Source organism: Cupriavidus sp. YAF13 (assembly GCF_052113425.1).
In the GTDB taxonomy this organism is placed as follows: Bacteria; Pseudomonadota; Gammaproteobacteria; order Burkholderiales; family Burkholderiaceae; genus Cupriavidus.
Genome location: NZ_JBFRDD010000002.1, coordinates 130,037 through 154,687, shown reverse-complemented (window position 1 = coordinate 154,687; position 24,651 = coordinate 130,037). Strand labels below are relative to the sequence as shown.

20 protein-coding genes and 1 tRNA gene are annotated in these 24,651 nt (G+C 66.3%); 10 read left to right on the top strand and 11 right to left on the bottom strand.

The annotated features are described in order from the left end of the window. Positions 1-23: 23 nt before the first annotated feature. The 3 genes from AB4061_RS02720 to AB4061_RS02710 form a co-directional block, all read right to left on the bottom strand. Positions 24-2,201, bottom strand: coding sequence for an ATP-dependent DNA helicase (locus AB4061_RS02720; RefSeq protein ID WP_441630904.1), 2,178 nt, complete (start codon positions 2,199-2,201; stop codon positions 24-26). 84 nt (positions 2,202-2,285) lie between these two features. Continuing rightward, on the bottom strand, positions 2,286-2,489 hold the full coding sequence (locus AB4061_RS02715; protein WP_150987726.1) for a DUF465 domain-containing protein: 204 nt from the start codon (positions 2,487-2,489) through the stop codon (positions 2,286-2,288). A gap of 145 nt (positions 2,490-2,634) precedes the next feature. Then, entirely contained in the window at positions 2,635-3,447 is an 813-nt protein-coding gene (locus tag AB4061_RS02710) for a hypothetical protein (protein WP_441630668.1), read from the bottom strand. 200 nt (positions 3,448-3,647) lie between these two features. On the opposite strand from AB4061_RS02710, the gene AB4061_RS02705 reads away from it, so the two are divergent. Next, positions 3,648-6,017, top strand: coding sequence for a Tex family protein (locus AB4061_RS02705; protein ID WP_441630666.1), 2,370 nt, complete (start codon positions 3,648-3,650; stop codon positions 6,015-6,017). Positions 6,018-6,137: 120 nt separating this feature from the next. Here the strand turns inward: AB4061_RS02705 and AB4061_RS02700 are convergent, their stop codons facing one another. From AB4061_RS02700 to AB4061_RS02665, 8 genes are all read right to left on the bottom strand, one after another. After that, positions 6,138-8,036, bottom strand: coding sequence for a potassium transporter Kup (locus tag AB4061_RS02700; RefSeq protein WP_441630664.1), 1,899 nt, complete (start codon positions 8,034-8,036; stop codon positions 6,138-6,140). Between the two features lie 330 nt (positions 8,037-8,366). Next, a complete protein-coding gene (locus AB4061_RS02695) occupies positions 8,367-9,086 on the bottom strand; it encodes an ABC transporter ATP-binding protein (RefSeq protein WP_441630662.1) in 720 nt (239 codons plus the stop codon). Further along, positions 9,083-9,916, bottom strand: a complete 834-nt coding sequence (locus tag AB4061_RS02690) for an ABC transporter ATP-binding protein (RefSeq protein ID WP_441630660.1) — start codon at positions 9,914-9,916, stop codon at positions 9,083-9,085. The genes AB4061_RS02695 and AB4061_RS02690 overlap by 4 nt, the downstream gene beginning before the upstream one ends. Continuing rightward, positions 9,913-10,884: a branched-chain amino acid ABC transporter permease gene (locus AB4061_RS02685; protein WP_441630902.1), complete on the bottom strand. Its 972-nt coding sequence runs from the start codon at positions 10,882-10,884 to the stop codon at positions 9,913-9,915. Before AB4061_RS02685 ends, AB4061_RS02690 begins: the two co-directional genes overlap by 4 nt. Positions 10,885-10,942: 58 nt before the next feature. Further along, entirely contained in the window at positions 10,943-11,809 is an 867-nt protein-coding gene (locus tag AB4061_RS02680; protein WP_150987739.1) for a branched-chain amino acid ABC transporter permease, read from the bottom strand. A 110-nt stretch (positions 11,810-11,919) separates the two neighbouring features. Next, complete coding sequence (locus AB4061_RS02675) at positions 11,920-13,101, bottom strand: ABC transporter substrate-binding protein (RefSeq protein WP_441630658.1); 1,182 nt, start codon at positions 13,099-13,101, stop codon at positions 11,920-11,922. Between the two features lie 145 nt (positions 13,102-13,246). Continuing rightward, positions 13,247-14,062 carry an alpha/beta fold hydrolase gene (locus tag AB4061_RS02670; RefSeq protein ID WP_441630900.1) on the bottom strand — a complete coding sequence of 272 codons (816 nt, stop codon included), beginning with the start codon at positions 14,060-14,062 and terminating at the stop codon, positions 13,247-13,249. Positions 14,063-14,076: 14 nt separating this feature from the next. Continuing rightward, positions 14,077-15,765, bottom strand: a complete 1,689-nt coding sequence (locus AB4061_RS02665) for a benzoate-CoA ligase family protein (RefSeq protein WP_441630656.1) — start codon at positions 15,763-15,765, stop codon at positions 14,077-14,079. A 232-nt stretch (positions 15,766-15,997) separates the two neighbouring features. Here AB4061_RS02665 and AB4061_RS02660 point away from each other — a divergent pair, with 232 nt between their 5' ends. The 9 genes from AB4061_RS02660 (at position 15,998) to aat (ending at position 24,584) form a co-directional block, all read left to right on the top strand. After that, positions 15,998-16,936, top strand: a complete 939-nt coding sequence (locus AB4061_RS02660; RefSeq protein ID WP_441630654.1) for a helix-turn-helix transcriptional regulator — start codon at positions 15,998-16,000, stop codon at positions 16,934-16,936. Positions 16,937-17,048: 112 nt separating this feature from the next. Beyond that, positions 17,049-18,737 carry a 2,3-epoxybenzoyl-CoA dihydrolase gene (gene boxC / locus AB4061_RS02655; RefSeq protein WP_441630652.1) on the top strand — a complete coding sequence of 563 codons (1,689 nt, stop codon included), beginning with the start codon at positions 17,049-17,051 and terminating at the stop codon, positions 18,735-18,737. A gap of 62 nt (positions 18,738-18,799) precedes the next feature. Then, positions 18,800-20,224, top strand: a complete 1,425-nt coding sequence (gene boxB, locus AB4061_RS02650) for a benzoyl-CoA 2,3-epoxidase subunit BoxB (RefSeq protein WP_441630650.1) — start codon at positions 18,800-18,802, stop codon at positions 20,222-20,224. Between the two features lie 84 nt (positions 20,225-20,308). After that, entirely contained in the window at positions 20,309-21,544 is a 1,236-nt protein-coding gene (boxA, locus tag AB4061_RS02645; protein ID WP_441630648.1) for a benzoyl-CoA 2,3-epoxidase subunit BoxA, read from the top strand. 192 nt (positions 21,545-21,736) lie between these two features. After that, entirely contained in the window at positions 21,737-22,126 is a 390-nt protein-coding gene (locus AB4061_RS02640) for an MbcA/ParS/Xre antitoxin family protein (protein WP_043345277.1), read from the top strand. Then, entirely contained in the window at positions 22,086-22,838 is a 753-nt protein-coding gene (locus AB4061_RS02635; RefSeq protein ID WP_441630646.1) for an RES family NAD+ phosphorylase, read from the top strand. Before AB4061_RS02640 ends, AB4061_RS02635 begins: the two co-directional genes overlap by 41 nt. Positions 22,839-22,961: 123 nt before the next feature. Next, a tRNA-Met gene (locus AB4061_RS02630) sits at positions 22,962-23,037 on the top strand. Positions 23,038-23,230: 193 nt separating this feature from the next. After that, positions 23,231-23,815, top strand: a complete 585-nt coding sequence (locus AB4061_RS02625; RefSeq protein ID WP_441630644.1) for an NUDIX hydrolase — start codon at positions 23,231-23,233, stop codon at positions 23,813-23,815. 28 nt (positions 23,816-23,843) lie between these two features. Beyond that, positions 23,844-24,584 (top strand): leucyl/phenylalanyl-tRNA--protein transferase, encoded by a 741-nt coding sequence (gene aat, locus AB4061_RS02620; protein ID WP_441630642.1) that lies wholly within the window; start codon positions 23,844-23,846, stop codon positions 24,582-24,584. The last annotated feature ends 67 nt before the right edge of the window (positions 24,585-24,651 follow it).

The following is a 24,651-nucleotide window of genomic DNA, read 5'->3' as shown; positions in this document are numbered from 1 at the left end:
TGCCCGCCGCCCGCGCCAGGCGGTCAATCGGGCGCGGCTTCCCCTCCGGCGCCGTCGGCCGCCGGCGCGCTTTCGCCATTGCGCAGCGACTCCAGGAAGTGGACCACCGTCTCGACCTCGCGCGTGCGCTTGAAGGGCGGCAGGCTCTGCCAGATCTGGCGGCCGTAAGGCTTCTCCACCAGCCTGGTATCGCAGATCACCAGCACGCCACGGTCGGATTCCGAGCGGATCAGCCGTCCGGCGCCCTGCTTGAGCGTGATCACGGCATGCGGCAGCTGATGCACGGCGAACGGGCTCAGGCCCTTCTTTTGCAGCACTTCCATGCGCGCCGCCAGCACGGGGTCGTCGGGCGGGGCGAACGGCAGCTTGTCGATGATGACCAGCGAGAGCGCCTCGCCGCGCACGTCGACGCCTTCCCAGAAGCTCTGGCTGCCCACCAGCACCGCGTTGCCAAGCTCGCGGAAGCGATCCAGCAATTCGGTACGGCTGGCCTGGCCCTGCACCAGCAGGGGCAGCTCCAGGCCACGTTCCGCAAAGGCCTCGTAAAGCAGGTCGGAGGCGCGCTGCACTGCCCGCAGCGTGGTGCACAGCAGGAAAGCGCGGCCGCCGGCGGCCTCGATCAGCGGCAGCGCGGTCTGCACCACGGCGTCGGTGAACTGCGGCGACTGCGGCGCCGGCAGGTCGCGCGGCACATAAAGCAGGCCCTGCGTGGCGTAGTCGAACGGACTCGGCAGCGTCAGCGACTTGTCCTTGTCCAGGCCAAGCTGGGCCGCATAGTGCGTGAAATTGCCCTTCACGGATAGCGTAGCCGAGGTGAAGATCCAGGCGCGAGGGTGCCCTTCGCGCTGGCGCGTGAAGATTGGCGCGATCGACAGGGGCGTGCGGTGCAACTGCACGGTCTGCGAGAACACCTCGACCCAGCGCACGGTTTCCGGCCCGAAGGCCGCGCTGGCCGGGGCTTTTTCATCGCCATCGACTGCAGCGGGTGCTGGCACCGCCTTGGCATCGTTGCGCCAGGCGGCCAGGCGCTGGTCGAGCTCCACCGCGCGGCGATGGCACTGCTCCAATGACTCGGCACGTTCGGCCTGGCTTTCCAGCAGGGTCACAAACTCCGACAGCGCGGTTTCGAGCGCATCCAGCGTCTCGAAGAATGGCTTGCCGATGCGGGGATCCGCCTCGATCTGGCTCACCGCCAGGCGGGAATTGTCCCGGGTGAAGGCCAGGCGCAGGTCCCGCGCGGCGCGCTCCAGGGGGGCCGCGATCCGCACCCAGTCGGCGGCGTCCCGCGCGTGCGAGAGGCCCTCGGCCACGGTGTCCCGCGCCAGTTCCAGCAGCTGACTGGTGGACAAGCTTTCGCCGAAGAACAGCGTCGCCGTATCGGGCAACTGGTGCGCTTCGTCGAAGATCACCGTATTGGCCGCCGGCAGCAACTCGGCCATGCCCGTGTCACGCAGCACCACGTCGGCAAAGAACAGGTGGTGGTTGACTACCACGATGTCGGCCTGCTGTGCTTCCTTGCGAGCGCGCATCACAAAGCACTCTTTGTAGTTCGGACACTCCGTGCCCATGCAGTTGTCGCGGGTCGAGGTAACCAGCTGCCAGACCGGCGCGTTTTCCGGCACCGAGGCCAGCTCGCCCTTGTCGCCCGACGACGTGACCTTGGCAAAGCGGGCGATCTCGCGCAGCCAGGCGGCATCCTGGCGCGAAGCCAGGCGGCCCTGGATCTCGGCCCGCTCCAGGTGGTAATGGCAGAGGTAGTTGGCCCGCCCCTTGAGCAGCGCCACCGACACCGGCACATTGAGCGCTTTGCGCACCGTGGGGATATCGCGAAGGAAAAGCTGGTCCTGCAGGTTCTTGGTGCCGGTGGAGAGAATCACCTTGCCGCCCCACAGCATGGCCGGAACCAGGTAGGCGAAGGTCTTGCCCGTGCCCGTGCCGGCCTCGACGATGACCGTGTCCGCGCGCTCGATCGCCCCGGCCACGGCGGCGGCCATCTGCTCTTGCGCCGCGCGCGGGCGATAGCCTTCGATGCCGGTGGCCAGTGTCCCGGTCTCGGCAAAGATAGTGGCCAGTTGGGCAGCGTGCGAAGCCGCCGTCCCGGACGGCCCGGCAGCGCTGGCCGCCGGTGCTTCGGGCGAGTCGGGCGTGTCAGGCGTAGCGGCGTGATCAGACGGGTCTGACGTTACGTTGGCGGCGGGCAGGTCTTCGGAATCGGGCAAGGCGAGGCTTTTTGGCGAGCCGCTTCAAGAGCGGCCCGGGGCAAGGGGAATCGGGGAATCAGGAAATCAGGCGGGCACGTCCGGCTCGAGCTGAAGCTGTAGCAAGGTAATCGCATCCTTGAGCTTGAGACGGCGCTTTTTCAGTCGGCGCAGTTGCAGCTCATCGTGCGCGGCATCCGCCGCCATGCGGTCGATCAGGTAGTCGAGATCGCGATGCTCGATCTGCAATTCCATGATCTGTCGCGATAAGGTGTTCAGGTTGCGGTCCATGGGCTCCCCCGCTCAAAGCCGGCGCTGGGCGCCGGCGGGCCGGTACGGCAAATGACGTGGGCGCGGCCAGATGCATCGCGCCGACGTCTGGTACCGGCTATTGTCGCCGGTATTGCCCCCGGCTGTGGGCGCGGCGCTTAGCCGCTCAGAAACCGAAGGGACGTGGCGCGGACGCCTGACCCTGCTGCTCCTTGGCCTTGGCACGACGCTCGTCGACGTCTTTCTGCCGTTGCTCGGCGTCACGCTGCTTTTGCTCGTAAGCCTTGACATTTTCCTGCCGCTGCTTGGCTTGCTGCGCGCCCTGCTCCTGGGCGGCCTTGACGCGGGCATCGAAATCGGCCTGCTTCTTGTCGTAGGCCTGGGCATTGGCGGCGCGCTGCGGCGCATCGGCCTCGTGCTGCGCATCGCGCAGTTTCTGCTCCTGCTGCTTGCGCTCGTAGCTTTCGCGGCTGGCGCGCTCGTTGGCATCGCGGCTGGGCTGCTCCGCTTCGTACTGGGCGCGCTGGATCGCCTGCTGGCGGTCACGCTCGGCCGCCTTGAATGCGCGCTCCGCGTCACCGACCTCAAGCTCCCGCTTGCGCAGCACCTGCAACTCGGCACGCTGGGCGTCCTTGGCCTTGTCGATGCAATGCGTGACGAAGAACTTGTTGTAGCAATCGTGCTCGGCCGTGCCATAGCGATAGGTGGTCCAGGCGCGCGAGTCGCTGATGGCCTTGCGCTCCGCGGCGAAATCCCGGGGCGGCGTTTGCGCCGCGCCGGCAGCGGCAGGAGGCTGCGCGGCACCAGGTGCCGCCTGCGCCTGGCCGAGCGTTGGCAGGAACAACGCCGCCAGGCCCGTGGCAAGCACGGTAAGCCGCACCTGCGCGCGCAGGAAGCGGGCTGCGCGGAGCACAGCCGGAGTGGCGAGGTGGTCGGGGAACGCGGCCGCAAGGGCGGTCGGATGTGGCTTGACGATCATGCTTGGATTCTAACATCCGCCCTGCCGGTTGCCGTGCTTGTCGCCACGCTTGTTGACATACGGGCGGACCGGCATCCCGGCGCGGCGCCACCGCCCCTGCGGGCGCCCCGGGTCACGCGGGCAACCCCCTGCCCAAGCGCCTCGCCGCATGGCGGCAAGCTTGTGGCAAAATGCCCCGCTTTCGACCGACTGTTTTCCTGATGTCCACTCTGCCAGCTTCCGTCATGCAAAAGATCGTGTCGCTCATCGCGGCCGAACTGTCCGTCCAACCCCGCCAGGTGGCGGCGGCCGTAGAACTGCTCGACGAAGGCGCGACCGTGCCGTTCATTGCGCGCTACCGTAAGGAAGTGACCGGCAACCTGGACGACACGCATCTGCGTAATCTGGAAGAACGCCTGCTCTATCTGCGCGAGATGGAAGAGCGCCGCGCCACCATCCTCGCCTCGATCGAGGAACAGGGCAAGCTGACGCCTGAGTTGCGCGCAGCCGTCGAAGGCGCAGAGACCAAGCAGGTCCTGGAAGACCTTTACCTGCCCTACAAGCCCAAACGCCGCACCCGCGCCCAGATCGCGCGCGAATGCGGGCTGGAACCGCTGGCGCTGGCGCTGCTGGCCGACCCCACGCTGGACCCGCAGGCCGAGGCCGCCAAGTACGTCAACGGCAACCCCACCGCCGACGGCGGCGTGCCGGACGTCAAGGCCGCGCTGGATGGCGCGCGCGACATCCTGTCGGAACAGTTTGGCGAAACCGCCGAGCTGCTCGGCAAAGTGCGCGAGCACCTGTGGAGCCAAGGCCTGGTTACCTCCTCGGTGATGGAAGGCAAGGAAGGCGCGGAAGAAGAGAAATTCCGCGATTACTACGAATACAGCGAAACCATCCGCACCATTCCGTCCCACCGCGCGCTGGCGCTGTTCCGCGGCCGCAATGCGGGCGTGCTGATGGTCAAGCTCGGCCTGGGCGAGGAACAGGACGCGATGGTGCCGCACCCGTGCGAAGGCATGATCGCGCGCCATGTCGGCATCCAGAACCAGAACCGCCCGGCCGACAAGTGGCTGGCCGACGTCTGCCGCTGGTGCTGGCGCGTCAAGGTGCAGCCGCACCTGGAAACCGAGCTGCTGACCCAGCTGCGCGAAACCGCGGAAGGTGAAGCCATCAAGGTGTTCGGCCGCAACCTGCACGAGCTGCTGTTGGCCGCGCCGGCGGGCCCGAAGTCCGTGATGGGCATCGACCCGGGCATCCGCACCGGCTGCAAGGTCGCCGTCGTCGACGCCACCGGCAAGCTGATCGACACCGCCACCATCTACCCGCACGAGCCGCGCCGCGACTGGAACGGCTCGCTCGCCACGCTGGCGCGCATGGCCAAGCAGCACAATGTCATGCTGGTTTCCATTGGCAACGGCACCGCCAGCCGCGAAACCGACAAGCTGGTGCTGGACCTGATGAAGGCATTGCCCGAAGCCAAGCTGACCAAGATCGTGGTCAGCGAAGCCGGCGCCTCGGTGTACTCGGCATCGGAGCTGGCCGCCAAGGAATTCCCGGACCTCGACGTGTCGATCCGCGGCGCGGTCTCGATCGCGCGGCGCCTGCAGGATCCGCTGGCGGAACTCGTCAAGATCGATCCCAAGTCGATCGGCGTGGGCCAGTACCAGCATGACGTGAACCAGCGCGAGCTGGCCCGCGCGCTGGATGCCGTGGTGGAGGATTGCGTGAACGCCGTGGGCGTGGACGTGAACACCGCCTCGGCCCCGCTGCTGGCCCGCGTGTCCGGCCTGAACACGGTGCTGGCGCGCAATATCGTCGAGTACCGCGATGCCAACGGGGCTTTCCCCAATCGCGCCGCGCTGAAGAAGGTACCGCGGCTGGGCGACAAGACGTTCGAGCAGGCCGCTGGCTTCCTGCGCGTCAACGACGGCGACAATCCGCTGGACCGCTCCTCGGTCCACCCGGAAGCCTACCCGGTGGTCAAGCGGATCCTCGACCAGATCAAGAAGGGCCTGCCGGAAGTGATGGGCAACCGCGAAGCGCTGCGCGGCCTGTCGCCGGCATCCTTCACGGATGAAACCTTCGGCCTGCCGACCGTGCGCGACATTCTGTCCGAACTGGAAAAACCCGGCCGCGACCCGCGTCCCGAGTTCAAGACCGCCACCTTCCAGGACGGCGTGGAAGACATCAAGCACCTGCAGCCGGGCATGGTGCTCGAAGGCGTGGTCACCAACGTTGCCGCCTTTGGCGCGTTCGTCGATATCGGCGTGCATCAGGATGGACTGGTCCACATCTCCGCCCTGTCCACCAAGTTCATCAAGGATGCGCACGAGGCGGTCAAGGCTGGCCAGATCGTCAAGGTCAAGGTGATGGAGGTGGACGTCAAGCGCAACCGCATTGGCCTGACCATGCGCCTGGACGACGAGCCCGGCCAGGGCCCGGTCCGCGCGGGCCAGACCGACCGCGGCAACGCGCCGCGCCAAGGTCAGGGTCAGCGGCCCGGCCAGGGCAAGGGGTTCGGCGGCAATCAGCGCCGCGATGAACCGTCAGGCGCCATGGCGGCAGCCTTCGCCAAGCTCAAGCGCTGAGCCTCGCGGGACTGACGTAAAAAAGCCCCTGTGCCATGTGCACAGGGGCTTTTTTTCTTTCCGCGGGCCAGTGAGGCTAGCCCGGCCGCAACTGCCGCATGCGAACCGAGGGGGCTGCCGTCAGATCTCCACCTTGGTTCCCAGCTCAACCACACGGTTTGCCGGAATCTGGAAGAAGTCCGAGGGCTTGGCACCGTTCTGATGCATCCAGGCGAACAGGCTTTCGCGCCACATCGACATGCCCGGCAGCTTCGACGGAATCACCGATTCGCGGGCAATGAAGAACGAGGTTTCCATCAGCTCGAACTGCATGTTGAGCTTGCGCTGGGCCAGATCCAGCACCCGCTGCACATCCGGCGTCTCCTTGAAGCCGTACTCGGACTTGAGGATGAACACACCGCCGCCAAGATCCTTGCAGGTCAGGCGATGGTCATCGTCCACATAGGGCACGTCGCGCGTGACGAAGCTCAGGAACACCACGCGCTCATGCAGCACGCGGTTGTGCTTGAGGTTGTGAAGCAGTGAAACCGGTACTGACTCGGTGTTGCCGGTCAGGAACACCGCCGTGCCTTCGACCCGATGCGGAGGGTGCGCCAGCAGGCCGCCGATAAACGGCTCGAGCGGAATGCCATCTTCCAGGCTGCGTGCGCGCAGCAGCTTGCGCCCGCTGTGCCAGGTCATCAGCAGGAAGAAGGCGGTGCCGCCCATCAGCAGCGGGAACCAGCCGCCCTCGGCGATCTTGAGCAGGTTGGCCGAGAAAAACGCCAGGTCGACCAGCAGGAAGGTCAGGCCGATCAGGGTCACCAGGATCGGGTTCCACTTCCACACGTTGCGCATGACCACGGCGGCCAGGAACGTGGTGATCACCATGGTGGTCGTCACCGCGATACCGTAGGCGGCCGCCAGGTTGTCGGATTTCTTGAAGGCCACCACCACGATCACCACCAGCACCAGCAGGAGCCAGTTGATGACCGGCAGGTAGATCTGGCCGATTTCAGCGTCCGAGGTATAGCGGATGCGCATGCGCGGCACAAAGCCCAGCTGGATAGCCTGGCTGGTCAGCGAGAAAGCACCGGAGATAACAGCCTGCGAAGCGATCACCGTGGCGCAAGTGGCCAGCAGCACCATAGGAATCAGCAGGGGCTGCGGCACCATCAGGTAGAACGGGTTGCTGACGGCTTCGGGGTTCTGCAGCAGCATCGCGCCCTGGCCGAAGTAGTTGAGCATCAGGCAAGGCATCACCACCGCGAACCAGCCCGTGCGGATCGGCCGGATGCCAAAGTGGCCCATATCGGCGTACAGCGCTTCCGCGCCGGTCAGCACCAGGAACACCGAGCCAAGCACCACGAAGGCCTGCAGCGAATGCTCCATCAGGAAGGTCACCGCGTAGTACGGGTTGACGGCCATCAGGATCGCGGGCACGTGCATCATGTGATACACGCCCAGGGCGCCTAGCGCGGCGAACCACACCATCATGATGGGCCCGAACAGCTTGCCCACTGCGGCGGTGCCGCTGCGCTGGATCATGAACAAGGCCACCAGGATCACCAGCGTGATCGGTATGACGAAGTGTGTAAGCCCGGGCGCGGCGATCTCCAGGCCCTCCACCGCGGACAGGACCGAGATCGCCGGGGTGATCACCGCGTCGCCATAGAACATGCAGGCGCCGAAGATGCCGAACATCATCAGCAGCTTTGCCATGCGCGAGCGCGGCGTCGCGGTACGCAGCGCCAGCGCCATCAGGGCCAGGATGCCGCCCTCGCCGTCGTTGTCGGCGCGCATGACGAACATCACGTACTTGAGCGAAACCACGATGATCATCGCCCAGAACAACATGGAGATGATCCCCATGACGGCGGCGTCGCTAAAGGGGATGCCGTGCTCGGTGCTGAAGCACTCCTTCAGGGCGTACAACGGGCTGGTACCGATATCGCCGAAGACGACGCCGATCGCCCCGATCACCAGCGCACGCTTGCTGGGACTTTCGACGAAATAATGACTGGATGCGGGCTGGGTCATGGATAAGGGTAAGGTTGAAAGGCTCGCGCAACCGCTTCGGCGCACGGATATGTGCGCCCGGGATGGCGCAACGGCACCGTGCCGCTATTGCATTGCACAAACGCGCGCCATTCTAGATGAAGTGCCGGGTGACGACCACTAGGGAGCATCCCGCCTTGAGGAACCTGCCTCGTGCTGGTGACGTGGCAAGCATGCGAGGGAAGTCCCGCCCGGTCAAGCGCTTGCGCGGGGTGGACCACCAAATCGCCCACGAATAGGGGGATACGCACGTTGCTGCACCGCCACAAATTGTGTGCAGTTAGTCACAATTGAACAGGGATCGTGTGCGGATCAAACGCCAAGATAGCGATCCAGCAGGCCGGGTTCCACCGCCAGTTCGCCCGCAGGCCCGTTCATGACGACCACGCCCTTCTCCAGCACCACCACGCGATCCGCATTGGCCAGCACCGTGCGGTAGTTGCGATCCACCACCACGGATGCAATGCCGGTGGCGCGCACGGTGGCAATGACCTGCCAGATCTCGGCGACAACGCGTGGCGCCAGGCCTTCGGTCGCCTCATCGAGGATCAGGCAGTCCGGGTTGGTCAGCAGGGCCCGTCCGATAGACAGCATCTGCTGCTCGCCGCCGGACAGCTGCTGCCCACCGTGGCCAAGGCGCTCCTTGAGGCGCGGGAACAGGTCCAGCACCCTTGCCTCGTCCCAGTCCATCCGGCCTGACGGCCCTTTGCGCGCCGCCATCAAGAGGTTCTCGCGCACAGAGAGATTGGGGAAGATGCCCCGTCCTTCGGGCACATAGGCCACGCCCAGGCGTGCCACTTCATATGGCTGCGCACGGGAGACGTCGCGCCCGCCAGCGAGGATGGTGCCCTCGCGCTGCCGCACATGGCCCAGGAGGGTACGCAGCAGCGTGCTCTTGCCCATGCCGTTGCGCCCCAGCAAGCCCACGGTCTCGCCCGTGCCGACGCTGAAATCGATCCCGCGCAGGACGTGGCTGCTGCCATACCAGGCATGCACACTGCGTGCGGCAATCATCTCGCTTTGCGCGCTCATGCTGCCTGCTCCCCATGCAGGGCCGCCTGGCGGGAATCTGCCCTCTCCTCCCGCCCTTCGGCCTCCTCGCCCAGGTAGGCCTGCTGGACTTCGCGATTGACGCGGATCGCTTCGGGATCGCCCGAGGCGATCACCGTGCCGTTGACCATCACCGTGATCCGGTCCGCCACGGAGAACACCGCCTCCATGTCGTGCTCGACCAGCAGCACCGCATGGCCATCGCGCAGCGAACGCAGCAGCGCAAGCATGCGTGCCGACTCCTCCGCGCCCATGCCGGCCAAAGGCTCATCCAGCAGCAGGACGGTGGGCTGGGTGGCCAGGCACATCGCCACCTCGAGCTGGCGCTTCTGGCCATGCGACAGCGCCGTGGCAACGGTATCCGCGCAGCCCGCCAGGCCGGCGCACTCCAAGGCTTCGTCGCCCAGCGCGCGGCTGGTGCGGCAACGCTGCGCGCCCTCCCACAGCCGCCAGGCCCGCTGCGCGCGCGACTGTGCCGCCAGGCGGCAGTTCTCGCGCACCGTCAGCGGCAGGAAGATATTGTTGCGCTGGTAGCTGCGGCCCACGCCTTCGCGCGCCAGGCGCGGCTGCGACCAGCCGGTCACGTCGCGCCCCTGCAACTGCAACGCGCCGGACGACGGCGGCAGCTCGCCCGATAACATGTTGATCAGCGTGGACTTGCCCGCGCCATTGGTGCCGATCACCGCGTGGATCTGATGCAAGGCCAGGTCCAGGTCCACGTCGCCCACCGCGGTGAGGCCACCAAAGCGGCGGGTCAGCTTGCGGGCCGACAAGACCGGTGCGGGCACAGGTGCAGGTACAGGTGTGTTCATCGTGATCCTCCTTGGCGCCGGCGCGCGGCACCACGGGCCAGGCTGATCAATCCATGCGGCAGCATGGCCACCGCCAGGATGACGAAGCCGCCCATCAGCAACTGCCAGTGCTTGGTCAGCGTGCTGAACCACTCGGCGAGCAAGACGAAGGAGAAGGCCCCCAGCACCGCGCCCGCCAGGCTGCCGGCCCCGCCCAGGATCACCATCAGCATGGCGTTGCCGGACTGGTGCCAGGATGCGATCTCCGGATTGACGAAGCCGTACTGGATGGCATACAGGTAGCCGGCCAGGCCGGCGAAGGTGCCAGCCACCACGAAGGCGCCAAGCTGGTAGCGATAGGTGGCATAGCCGGCAGCGCGCATGCGCTGCTCGTTATGCTTGATGCCCACCAGCGCATGGCCAAAGCGCGAGCGCAGCACCACCGCCAGCCCAGCCACCGTGAGCACCAGCGCGCCGAGCACCAGCCAGTAGAAATGCGCGACGTCGTTGACGTCGAACGGGTGCGCCCCCAACAGGCCGAACTCCGGCCGGAAGTAGATATAGGTACCGTCGCTGCCGCCCGCGATCTTGGTGTCGTGAAAAACGAAATACACCATCTGCGCGAAGGCCAGCGTGACCATGATGAAATAGATGCCGCGCGTACGCAGCACCAGCGCGCCCACCACCAGCGCCAGCAGCGCGGCCGCGCCAAGCGCGCCAAGCAGCAAAAGCCAGCCGTTGCCCGGACCGGCCTGCGGCGCCATCATCGCGGTGGCGTAGGCGGCCATGGCAAAGTAGGCCGCATGGCCCAGGCTGACCAGCCCGGTGTAGCCGATCAGCAACTGCAGCGACAGCGCGAAGATGGCCATGATCATGACCTTGCTGACCAGCTCGATGTAAAAACGCTGCCCATCCGCATTCAGCAGTAGCGGCAGCACCGCCAACACTGCAAACGCAGCCAGCCAGCCCAGGCCGCCCAGCCAGGGCATGGGCTGGCTGCGCGCGCGCGCCGGCCCCTCCAATGCATTGGTATCGCTCGGCATATCCCTACCCCGCCTTGAACAAGCCCTGGGGTTTCCAGAGCAGGATGAGTGCCATCAGCAGGTAGACCAGCACGCCGGAGGCCTCCTGCCAGAACACCTTGCCGAACGTGTCGACGAAACCCAGCAGCAGCGAGGCCACCATGGCCCCCTTGACCGAGCCGATGCCGCCGATCACCACCACCACGAAGCATACGATCAGCACCTGGCTGCCCATGCCCGGATAGACCGACGACACCGGCGCGGCGATCATGCCGGCCAGCACCGCCAGGGCCACGCCCAGCGCAAACACGAAGCGGTACAGCACCGTGACGTTGATGCCCAGCGACTGCACCATCTCGCGATTGGTGGCGCCGGCGCGAATCATCATGCCAAGGCGCGTGCGGCGAATGACCAGGTACATGGCCGCGGCCACCAGCAGGCAGATCGCGGAGATGAACAGGCGATAGACCGGATAGGTCATGTCATTGCCGATCGGCAGAGCCCAGTCGAGCATGGCCGGCACCGTCACGCCATGTACGTCGTCGTCCACCAGGATGCTGCGCAGTTCCTCGAACACGAGGATGAGCCCGTAGGTCATCAGCACCTGCTGCAGATGCTCGCGCTCGTAGAGATAGCTGAAGAACACCCACTCCAGCACGTAGCCGAACGCCACCGCCAGCACAATGCCCAGCGGAATGGCGATCAGCAGGCTGCCGGTCAGCCCGGCCAGCGTGAAAGCCAGGTAGGCGCCCAGCATGTAGAAGCTGCCGTGGGCGAGGTTGATCACGCCCATGATGCCGAAGATCAACGTCAGGCCGCTCGCGACGAGAAAGAGCAGCAGGCCGTACTGGATGCTATTGAGGCACTGAATGAAGAAGGAAACGATATCCATGGATATCCATGCGGCAAAGCGGCAACTCGGTTGCGGTATGCGGCCCGGCTGACGCCGGGCCGGACTTCGGCACTGCGCCTTGGCGGCGGCGGGCCACTGCGTTCACCCGCTCAGAGCCGGCAGCCGCGCGCCGGATCGGCCAACGCCTTCACTGCAACGGCGCCCAGCTTGTTCTCCCGGCCATCGACTTTGCGCAGGTAGAAATCCTGCACCGGATTGTGCGCTTTCGACAGCGTGAACGTCCCGCGCGGGCTATCGACCTTGGTTTGCTCCATCGCCTTGATGACCTCGGCCTTCTTGCTCATGTCGCCCTTGACCGCCCCGGCGCCGGCGCCCAGCAACTGCGCAGCGTCGTAGCCCTGCACGGCGTACACGTCGGGCTGCAGCTTGTAGGCCTTGGCGTATTCCAGGCGGAAGCGCTTGTCGCGCGGGTTGGACAGGCCATCGGCATAGTGCAGCGTGGTTTCGATGCCTTGCGCCGCGGCGCCCTGTGCTTCCAGCGTGCCGTCGGTGAGGAAGCCCGACGCGTAGAGCGGAATCTTGTCCTTGAGGCCCGCCGCAGCCCAGTCCTTGACGAACTTCACGGCGCCGCCGCCGGCGAAGAACACGAAGACCGCATCGGGCTTGATCGATGCGACCTCGGTGATCAGCGCCTGGAATTCCACGTTGGGGAACGGCAGGCTCAACTCCTTCACCACCTTGCCGCCCTTGGCCTCGAAGGCTTCCTTGAAGCCCTTGACCGACTGCTCGCCGGCTGCGTATTTCCACGTCAGCGTGACCACCTTCTTCATGCCGCGCTCGGCCAGCACATGGCCCATGGCGTAGCCCGGCTGCCAGTTCGAAAACGAGGATCGGAAGATATTGGGGCCGCACAGCGGGCCGGTGGCCTCATCCACACCCGCATTGGGAATGATCAGCAGCGTGTTGTTTTCCTTGGCCACCTTGACGATGCCCATCTGTACGCCCGAGTGCACCGTGCCCACCACCACGTCGACCTGGTCGCGCTTGATCAGCTTGGTGGCGTTCTCCGGCGACTTGGCCGGATCGGACTCGTCGTCCACCTTGAAATACTCGATCTCCCGCCCGCCCAGCTTGCCGCCCTGCTCCTGCACGTACATCTTGAAGCCATTCTCGATGGCGTTGCCCAGCGATGCATAGGTGCCCGTGTAAGGCAGCATGAAGCCAACCTTGATCTTGCCGGTACCCTGGGCATTGGCGCCAGCGGCAAAGGCAAGGGATGCAGCGATGGCTAGGCATGCGGGGGCCAGCCCGCGCGATGTGAAGCGATGCATGGATGTCTCCTGGTGGTCAAGCCGACTTCCGTCGCCTGGGCCGGCATCGCCAGCCTGCGGGACTCCCATCCGTGCGCGGCATTCGCAGACCTCGCGAGCTGCCGGACGGGGGGGAACTGCAGGCCAACGCGCAGGGGGCGCGAAATTATTTTAGGTATGAAGTATGTGCCGTTATAAACCTGACTGCCGCGTCCGTCAACGGCCCGGGCTGGTCGCGGTGAGGCGAGTGGCCGCATCGCGGGAGTTTAAGCAGGACGGTTTGTGGCGCATATCGATGGATACCCTCAATCTGCGCCATGGTGCCGTATTCGTCGTCCTCGCCTTGCACCGCCAGCACGGGACATTGGATCCGCGACAGCAGCGGATGCAGGTCGAAGGCGCGGAACGCTGGATCGAGCCAGATATCGTTCCAGCCCCAGAAGGCGGAATCCACATCGTCGTGATGGCGCGCCAGCTTGCTGCGCAGGTCCGTCTGCAGATAGGTCTCGCGGGTGGCCCGGATACTGCTCACCGAGAGATCCTCCACCAGGATGTGCGGCGCCAGCACGGTGATGCCATCGACCGCCTGCGGAAAACTCGCGGCGTGAATCAGCGCGATCGAGCCGCCGTCGCTGTGGCCGAACAGCCAGGGCTTGCCACGTTTGCGTCCCGGCCCGATCTCGAGTGCGTCGAACAGCGCCGGCAGTGCCTCGCGTGCCTGGCGATGCATGAAATCGACGCCCCACTTTTCCGGGGCGGGACGCGGGGTGGAGCGCCCATAGCCATAACGCGACAGCACCAGCCCGCGAAAGTCGCCAGCCTCGCACAGCGCGGCGGGATAGTCGCGCCACATACTGATCGAACCCAGCCCCTCGTGCAGGAAGACCACCAGCGGGCGCTCCTGCCGCTGCGGCCGCAGCCACTGGATCTCTATCTGGATACGGCGGCCATCGAACGGAATTTCCACCAATTCGCTTTGCATGCCCTTGCCCTTCATCATCGGTCTGTCGTTGCCGGCACGATTGCCGGCTCCGGAGCCACGCCTTCGGCAGCCGCGTGCGCAGCCTCCTCTCGCTGGCGCAGCCGGAAGCGCTGGATCTTGCCGGTGGCTGTCTTCGGCAGTTCAGCCACGCACTCGATCTGGCGCGGGTACTTATACGGGGCCAGCCGCGACTTGACGAACGCCTGCAGCTCGGCCGCCATGCCCTCATGCCAGGACTGGCCGGGGCGCAGCACCACGAACGCTTTCGGCTTGACCAGTTCGTCGGCATCGGCCACGCCGATCACCGCCGCCTCCAGCACGGCCGGATGCAAGGCCAGCACAGCCTCGACCTCGAATGGCGATACATAGATGCCGCCCACCTTGAGCATATCGTCGCTGCGCCCGGCGTAGATGAAATAGCCATCCGCATCCTGCTGGTACTTGTCGCCGCTGCGGGTCCATTCGCCCACGAAAGTGTCGCGGGTCTTGTCGCGGTTGCCCCAGTACATCAGCGCGGCGCTCGGGCCCTTGATAAAGAGGTCGCCGATCTCGCCCGGCGCGCAGGGCTGGCCCGCTTCATCCAGCAGCTTCAGCGCGTAGCCGGGCACCGGCTTGCCGGTGGTGCCGTAGCGCACGTCACCGGGACGGTTCGACAGGAAGATGTGCAACATCTCGGTGGAGCCAATGCCGTCGAGGATGTCGCAGCCAAAATGCGCGCGGAAACGGTCGCCGATATCCTTGGGCAGCGCCTCTCCCGCCGAGGTGCAAACGCGCAGCGCAACGTCCGGCCGACCCGGCAGGTCGCTCGCGGCCAGCATGCCGGCGTATAGCGTGGGCACGCCGCAGAACACCGTCGGGCGCTGCTCGCGCAGCCGGCGGAACACCGCTTGCGGCGTGGGACGTTCGGCCATCAACACGGTGGTGGCGCCAACGGCAAGCGGAAAGGTCAGCGCATTGCCCAGGCCGTAGGCGAAGAACAGTTTCGCCGCGGAAAAAACCACATCGTCTTCACGCAGGCCAAGCACCTGGCGCGCATAGAGATCGGCGGTATGGAACAGGTTGCCATGCGTGTGCACGGTGCCCTTTGGGCGGCCCGTGGAGCCGGAGGAATACAGCCAGAAGGCGATGTCGTCCGGCCGCGTGGCGGCAGCGCCTTCCAGCGGCATGCCCTGCCCGGCCATCTCGGCCACGCTCGGCCCCGGGCCGCCACTACCCGCATCCGGTGCGGCGAGGATCAGCGCGGGCGCGGTGCCAGCTTTACCGATGGCATCGCGCATGACGCTGGCCAGCGGCGCCGAGACCACGGCCGCGCGCGCGCCGCTGTGGTCCAGCATGTATGCGTAGTCGTCGGCGGTCAGCAGCGTGTTGACGGCCACGGGCACCACGCCGGCCAGCAGGCAGCCGAGGAACACCGTGGGGAAATCGATGGTATCCAGCGCGCACAGCAGCAGGCGCTCCTCGGGGCGGATCCCGGCATGCAGCAGGGCGGCGGCAAAGCGCCGGCAGCGCTGGTCCAGCGCGGCGAAGCTGAGCGGGCCGGCATCGTCCACATAGGCGACCTTGTCGGCGCGGCCTGCCGCCAGGTTGCGCGACAGCAAGTCGGCGGCGGCGTTGTAGCGGGCCGGCAGTACGGAAATGGCCGCAGCAGTAGCAGCAGTAGTCGCATCGGCCGCCGGGGACGGGGATGCAATGGGGGGCGTCATGTCTCCACTCCTCGATGCCGTCCCCGGGTCGCACTTCGCCGTGGGGACGGAGTCAGGTTTGTCGTGATTTTTTGTTTTTCTTCTTGACCTGCATTTGTCGATGCATTTTATTGCATATAGCCTATTATGCAAGCAGAGAAATGCACTATATGACACGATGGCCGCGTCCCTTATAATCGCAACCCCGATCCCGGCCCCAACCGCTCCCATTCCCCATCCAGACCCGCCCGCCATGCGCCGCGACCCAGACCCACTGCTGGCCCCCGACTCCTCCGACGCCCGCCCTGCCGGCGAGCGCGATCCCTACCTGACGCAGCTCGGCGAGCGCATCCGCTCGCTGCGCGCGGCGCGGGGCATGTCGCGCAAGGACCTCGCACGCGGCGCGGAGGTGTCCGAGCGCTACCTCGCCAACCTGGAGACCGGCACCGGCAATGCATCCGTGCTGCTGCTGCGCCAGGTGGCGCGCGCGCTGGATGTGCCGCTGCCGGTGGTGCTGGCGGAGATGGAGACCCAGCACGCTGCTGGTGGCCAGCCTGCCTCGGAGTTCTCGCAGCTGGTGCAGTGGCTGGCGCAACTGCCCACGGCCGACCTGTCACGCGTGCGTGAGGCTTGCCACCACGCCCTGGCGCCCTCGGCCTCCCACGACGCGCGCCATCGCCGCATTACGCTGATCGGGCTGCGCGGCGCCGGCAAATCCACACTCGGGCGGGCGCTGGCCGCGGCCATGGAAGTACCCTTCGTCGAGCTCAACGGCGTCATAGAGCAGGAAGCCGGCGCCAGCCTGGCCGAAATCCACTCGCTCTACGGGCAGGCCGCCTACCGCCGCTACGAGATGCGCGCGCTTGAACGCGTGCTGCGGGAGAACGACCGCATGGTGCTGGCCACGCCCGGGAGCCTGGTCTCGGAGCCCTCCACCTTCAACCTGCTGCTGGCACGCTGCTACACGGTCTGGGTGAAGACCTCGCCCGAGGAACACATGGCGCGGGTAGTGGCGCAGGGCGACATGCGCCCGATGGAAGGCAACCGTGAAGCCATGGACGATTTGCGCCGGATCCTGCTGGCGCGCACCCCGCTGTACTCCCGCGCGGACGTGACGATCGACACCAGCGGCCAGGATCCCACCACCTCCCTGCAGGCCTTGCGCGCCCATCTTCGCGTGATTGGTGCGTGATTGGTAGCGTGATTGGCGCCTGGACATCGCGCAAGGATTGCGCCGGCTAGATTTATGCACTATATTTCATCGCAAAGGATGATCGACAATATAATGCATAAAGGAGACCACGATGTCCGCCCCGGCCGCTCCCACCGCCACCTCCACTGAGCAAGCCCCCGTCACCTTTGAGCGTGACCCCGCGCAATACCGGCACTGGAAACTGACGTTCGCTGGCCCGGTGGCCACGCTGTCCATGGATGTCGACGAAGACGGCGGCCTGCGCCCCGGCTACGCCCTCAAGCTGAACTCCTACGACCTCGGCGTGGACATCGAGCTGCACGACGCCGTGCAGCGCATCCGCTTCGAGCACCCGGAAGTGCGCACCGTCGTCCTCACCAGCGCCAAGGACCGCATGTTCTGCTCAGGCGCCAACATCTTCATGCTCGGCAAGTCGTCGCACGCCTGGAAAGTGAATTTCTGCAAGTTCACCAACGAAACCCGCAACGGCATCGAGGACGCCAGCCGCCACTCTGGCCTGAAGTTCATCGCGGCCTGCAACGGCACCACCGCCGGCGGCGGCTATGAGCTGGCTCTGGCCTGTGACGAGATCGTGCTGGTCGACGACCGCTCCTCCGCCGTCAGCCTGCCCGAAGTGCCGCTGCTGGGCGTGCTGCCTGGCACCGGCGGGCTCACGCGCATCACCGACAAGCGCCGGGTGCGCCGTGACCACGCCGACATCTTCTGCACCACCACCGAGGGCGTACGCGGGCAGCGGGCGCACGACTGGAAGCTGGTCGATGCCGTGGTCAAGCCGGCGCGCTTCGCGGAGCATGTGCAACAGCGCGCGCTTGCGCTTGCCGCGCAGAGCGACCGGCCCGCCGGCCAGGATGGCGTGAAGCTCACGCCACTGTCGCGCAGTCAGGATGCGCACGGCTACCGCTATGACACGGTCCAGGTGCATATCGACCCGCATGCCCGCAAGGCCACGCTGACGATCTTCGGTCCGGCCAAGCACCAGCCGCAGGCGCTGGCCGCAATCCTTGCCGCCGGCGCCGACTGGTGGCCGCTGAAGATGGCGCGCGAGCTCGACGACGCCATCCTCACGCTGCGCGCCAACCATCTCGACATTGGTATGTGGATCCTCAAGACCGAGGGCAACCCCCAACAGGTGCTGGCCACCGATGCGCTGCTGGACGCGCATGCCGGCCACTGGTTCGTGCGCGAGACCATCGGCATGCTGCGCCGCACGCTCGCGCGCCTGGAGGTGTCGTCGCGCACGCTGTTTGCGCTGATCGAGCCGGACTCCTGCTTTGCGGGCACGTTGCTGGAACTGGCCCTGGCCGCCGACCGCAGCTACATGCTGCACCTGCCCGACGCGCCGGACGATGCACCGCGCGTGTTCGCCAGTGCTGCCAACTTCGGCCGCTATCCGGGCGTCAACGGACTGACCCGGCTGGCCGCGCGCTTCTACCAGGACGAGGTGGCAATCCAGGCCGTGCAGGACCATATCGGCGCGCCGCTCGACGCCATCAACGCCGCCTCGCTCGGCCTGGTCACCGCCACCCCCGACGACATCGACTGGGAAGACGAGATCCGCATTGCCATCGAAGAGCGGGCCAGCCTGTCGCCCGACGCCCTGACGGGACTCGAAGCCAACCTGCGCTTCGGGCCGGTGGAGACCATGGAGACCCGCATCTTCGGCCGCCTCACCGCCTGGCAGAACTGGATCTTCAACCGGCCCAACGCGGTGGGCGAGCAAGGCGCGCTCAAGGTGTTCGGCTCGGGCAGCAAGGCCCGCTTCGACTGGGACCGCGTCTGAGCCTGTTTGCCCGTCCGGGCCAGGCGTCCACGCAACAAAAAACAAGACAAGGAGACAACCCCGTGAGCATCGACTACAGCCAGAAGATCCCGAACAACGTCAACCTGTCCGAGGACCGCGCGCTGCAGCGCGCGCTCGAGCACTGGCAGCCGGCCTTTCTCGACTGGTGGCGCGACATGGGGCCCGAAGGCTCGCACCAGCACGATGTCTACCTGCGCACGGCGGTCTCGGTCGATCCTTCCGGCTGGGCGCACTTCGACTACGTCAAGATGCCGGACTATCGCTGGGGCATCTTCCTCCAGCCCGCCGACCCGGCGCGCCGCATCCATTTCGGCGAGCACAAGGGCGAAGCGGCCTGGCAGGAAGTGCCGGGCGAGCATCGCGCCAACCTGCGGCGCATCATCGTCACCCAGGGCGACACCGAGCCGGCCTCGGTGGAGCAGCAACGCCACCTGGGCATGACCTGTCCCTCGCTCTATGACCTGCGCAACCTGTTCCAGGTCAATGTGGAAGAAGGCCGCCACTTGTGGGCCATGGTGTACCTGCTGCATCGCCATTTTGGGCGCGACGGGCGCGAAGAGGCCGAGGCGCTGCTGGGACGGCGCTCCGGCGACGAGGACAACCCGCGCATCCTGGGCGCCTTCAACGAGCGCACGCCGGACTGGCTGGCCTTCTTCATGTTCACCCACTTCACCGACCGCGACGGCAAGTTCCAGCTCTGCGCGCTGGCCGAATCCAGCTTCGACCCGCTGGCGCGCACCACGCGCTTCATGCTGACCGAAGAAGCCCACCACATGTTCGTTGGCGAGTCCGGCATCTCCCGCGTGATCCAGCGCACCTGCGAAGTCATGCGCGAGCGCGATATCCAGGATCCCGCGGACGTGCGCGCCGCTGGCGTGATCGATCTCGATACCATCCAGCGCTACCTCAACTTCCACTACAGCGTGACCATCGACCTGTTCGGCGCCGACCAGTCGTCCAACGCCGCCACTTTCTACAGCGCCGGGCTCAAGGGCCGCTTCGAGGAAGGCAAGCGCGGCGACGACCACGTGCTCAAGGGCGACGTGTACCGCATCCTCGACGTCACCGACGGCCGCCTGGGCGAGCGCGAGGTGCCCATGCTCAACGCGCTCAACGAGGTGCTGCGCGACGACTACGTCAAGGACACGCTCGGCGGCGTGGCGCGCTGGAACAAGGTGATCGAAAAGCACGGCGTCGCATTCCGCCTGACGGTGCCGCACAAGGCATTCAACCGCAAGATCGGCAGCCTGGCCAACGTCCGTGTCTCGCCGGCTGGCGATCTGCTCACCGAAGCGCAATGGCAGGCCGGCGAGCGCGAGTGGCTGGCAACCGACGAGGACCGCGCCTTCGTGGCCTCGCTGATGGGCCGGGTCACCGAGCCCGGCAAGTACGCCAACTGGATCGCTCCGCCGATAGTGGGCGTCAACCGCCAGCCGATGGATTTCGCGTACGTGCGCTTCAACTGACCCTGACCAGCCCGGACTGACCCACGGGCAACATGCGGCGCAGCACCGGCGACAGACCGGCCGCGCGCCAAGGAGACCAAAGAGATGGGCGCCCCCGACATCATCAAGCAGCACCTGATCGACCCCGAGATCTGCATCCGCTGCAACACCTGCGAAGACACCTGCCCGATCGACGCGATCACCCATGACGACCGCAACTACGTGGTCAGGGCCGATGTGTGCAACGGCTGCGGCGCCTGCCTGGGGCCGTGCCCCACCGGCGCGATCGACAACTGGCGCACGATGCTCAAAAGCGAGGCCTATCCGATCGAGGCGCAGTTGCTATGGGACGAGCTCCCCGCCAGCCTGCCCATGCCGGCGGACACGGGGCTCGATAGCACGCCGGATCCGGCTTCGCCGCAGACCGGGCAGGAGCCGCAAACCCAGCAGGTGGAAACCAGCCGGCATACCTCGCCCAGGGCGCCGTGGTCGGCAGCGCATCCGTATGTCAACCTGCATGGCGTGCGCGCCCCCGTCACCGCCACCGTGGCCGGCAACTACCGTCTCACCGCCGACGACGCATCGAGCGATGTGCATCACATCGTGCTGGATTTCGGGCAGCACTTTTTCCCGGTGCTGGAAGGCCAGGCCATCGGCATCGTGCCGCCCGGCACCGACGCCAACGGCAAGCCGCACTACATCCGCATGTACTCGATCGCCAGCCCGCGCGACGGCGAGCGGCCGGGCTACAACAACCTCGCGCTTACCGTGAAGCGCGTCGAGCAGGATCATGAAGGGCAACCGGTGCGCGGCGTGGCATCCAACTTCCTGTGCGACCTCGCGCGCGGCGACGAAGTGCGCGTGGTCGGCCCGTTCGGCACCACCTTTCTGATGCCCAACCACCGCGAAGCCAGCGTGATGATGATCTGCACCGGCACCGGCTCGGCCCCGATGCGCGCCATGACGGAGCACATGCGGCGCAACCTCGAGCAATTCGACGGACAGCGCCTGTTGTTCTTCGGCGCCCGCAGCGCGCGGGAGCTGCCCTACTTCGGCCCGTTGATGAAACTGCCGCCGAGCTTCCTCGATATCCATCTCGCCTTCTCGCGCGATCCCGGCCAGCCCCGGCGCTATGTGCAGGACGCCATCCGCGAGGCCGGTGCCCGCGTGGCGGCGCTGCTCAACGATCCGCACGGCCACGTCTACATCTGCGGGCTCAAGGGAATGGAAGACGGGGTGCTGGCTGCGTTCGCAGAGGTCTGCGCCAGCGCCGGGCTGGCCTGGGGTGAACTGGAAGCCGCCATGAAGACGGAGGGACGGCTGCATATCGAGACGTACTGATCCGGCGCAAGGCCTCGCTGCGTTGCGCCCCACACCCGCGCAACGCAGAGCGCCACAGAAAGTCAAATACAGGACAAGTGAGCATTCTGCAGTAGGCGAGGCCACCAAGCCATGCGGATAAAGATGGCGTTTTCCTGCTTCCCTTACGAAACGAACCGCCTATAATGTTTCTGAAGAAACAGGAGCGAGGCGATGCAACCCAAGCAAGTCCCCGAGCATCTTCCTGCCGGCAGTCCGGACCCCGGCACCACCCTCACCAAGGCGGTCATGCGCGCAGCCGGCTTCCTTGGCATCAGCCAGGCAGGCGTGGCCAACGTGCTGGGCATCAGCACCGCCTCGGTTTCCCGCATGGCTTCCGGGGGCTATGTGCTTGACGCGCATCGCAAGGAATGGGAGTTCGGCGTGCTGTTCGTGCGCCTGTTCCGCTCGCTCGACGCCATCCTCGGCCACAGCGACCAGGCCCGCCTCTGGCTGGCCAACGAAAACCTGGCGTTGGGTGGCAAGCCGCTCGACCTGATCCGCACAACAGAGGGCCTGGTACGTGTCGTTCACTATCTGGATGCCACCCGCGGTCGCGTCTGAGCGCAAGCCGTTTGCGCTCACGCTCTGGCGCGCGGTAGAGGCCCAGCATGTGGTATCGACCATGCCGCTGGTCGACAGCCTGGAGGAGCAAGCCGTGCTGGAAGCCGTGCTGGACGCCGGCAAGCCCGCGGTGCCCGCCGACGCACGCCACCTGCACTATCTTCTGTTCACGCCCTTTCGCTACCCGCCCTCGCCCTGGGGCTCGCGCTTTCGCGCCGAGCAGGATCCTGGCGTGTTCTACGGCGCGGACGATATTCGCACCGCCTGCGCGGAACTGGGCTACTGGCGCTGGCGCTTCCTGCTCGACAGCCCGGCGCTGCCGCGCATCGACGCCCGGCCCCACACCTTGTTCCAGGTCAGCGTGCGCACCGACGGCATCGCGCTCGACGCCCCGCCCTTTGCCGAAGACGCGGCGAAGTGGACCGATCCCGACCACTATGATGCCTGCCAGGCCTTGGCCCGCACGGCCCGGGAAGCTGGCCTCGGCATGATCCGCTACACCTCGGTGCGCGACCCGGAGCACGGCGCCTGCGCCGCACTGCTGACCCCGCGCGCCTTCGCCGATCCGCAGCCACGCACCACCACCACCTGGATGCTGACCGTACGGCCTGACCGCGTCATCTGGCAACGCGACGACCTGCTGCAGCGGGACAGCTTCCAGTTTGCCGCCAGCTTCTGGCAGCGCAGCAAGGCCAGCCCGGACCCTGCCTGAGCCCCGGCGCGCCATTGCGGCCACGATCCTTATCGGGGCGAGTTCTTGCGCCCTTCGCCATTCCTGCGCAATTGGCTGTTGCACTGCGACAAGATTTGCCTTATAATCTTTTTCTTCGACGGACGCGGGGTGGAGCAGTTGGCAGCTCGTCGGGCTCATAACCCGAAGGTCGCAGGTTCAAGTCCTGCCCCCGCAACCAAACGCCTGCATGCCAATGCAGCCACGGTCGAATGCAAAGCAAACCAACGCCCTATACGGGCGTTTTTTGTTTTGTGCGCCGGGTGCCTGGCTTCGGTGCGGTCCCGCGCGCTGGCCACCCCAAACTAGCATCCCACCCCCGGCAGCCCCCATCGGCGGTGATACACTTTCGCCATTCCTCCCGGACGCCTCTCATGAAATTCTGCTCGAACTGCGGCCATGCGGTCGTGCTGCGCATCCCTGAAGGCGACTCGCGCCTGCGTTCTGTGTGCGACAACTGCGGCACCATCCACTACGTCAACCCGCGCAATGTGGTCGGCACCATTCCCGTGTGGGAGGATAAGGTGCTGCTGTGCAAGCGCGCCATCGAGCCGCGCTACGGCTTCTGGACGCTGCCGGCCGGCTTCATGGAGATCGGCGAGACCACCGCGCAGGGCGCCGCGCGCGAGACGCTGGAGGAGGCCGGGGCACGGGTGCAGGTCGGTGAACTGTTCTCGATCCTGAATGTGCCGCATGTGCATCAGGTGCATATGTTCTACCTGGCAACGCTGGAGGACCTGGACATCTCGGCGGGCGAGGAAAGCCTGGAGGTGAAGCTGGTCGAGGAAGCCGACGTACCCTGGGACGAGCTGGCCTTCCCCACCGTGATCCATTCGTTGCGCTGCTTCTTCGCGGATCGCGCGGCGGGACGGCTGGCCGACGGCACCTTCCGCCTGCACAGCCTGGATATCGACAAGCCGATGCGCCCGCTGACCACCCGGGCCACGGTCGAACCCTGAACCCGGGCGCGTTGCCCGCACTGCCCGCATGATCACCTGGCTGGATCCGCATGATCCGTTCCCGCCGGTCGAGCGTGCGCTCGGCCCGGGCTCCGACGCGCCCGGCCTGCTTGCGGCCAGCCGCGAGCTGTCGGCCCAGCGCCTGCTGCTGGCTTACCGGCAAGGCATCTTTCCCTGGTATGCCGAAGGCCAGCCGGTGCTGTGGTGGAGCACCGATCCCCGCATGGTGCTGCCGCCGCAGGCACTGCGCATTTCCAGCACCTTTCGCAAGACCCTCAAGCGCGTGCTGCGCGACCCGGACTGGGAAGTCCGCGTCGACGACGACTTTATCGCCGTCATGCAGGCCTGCGCCGAAACCCCGCGCGATGGCCAGCATGGCACCTGGATCACCGAGGACATCATCGCCGCCTATGGCGCACTCCACCGCAATGGCTTGGCGCATTGCGTGGAGACCTGGTACCAGGGCGAGCGCGCGGGCGGCCTGTACGGCGTGGCGCTCGGGCGGATGTTCTATGGCGAATCGATGTTCGCGCGGCGCACCGACGCCTCCAAGATCGCCCTGGCCGCGCTGTGCGCGTTCCTCGGCAACCACGGCGTGGCGATGATAGACTGCCAGCAGGAAACCGATCATCTGGCTTCGCTCGGGGCGAGTCCTATCCCGCGTGCGGAGTTTGCGGCCCATATCCGCATTGCCACCCGCCAGCCAGATATCGTGCCGTGGGGTTTTGACAAGACGGTGCTGGAGAGATGGACTCAGGTGCAGTCATAGGGCGCGCCGCATTGGCCACTCGCCGCACGGCTTGGCCGCAGCGCCATCGGCTTTCCCGCGTTGCTGT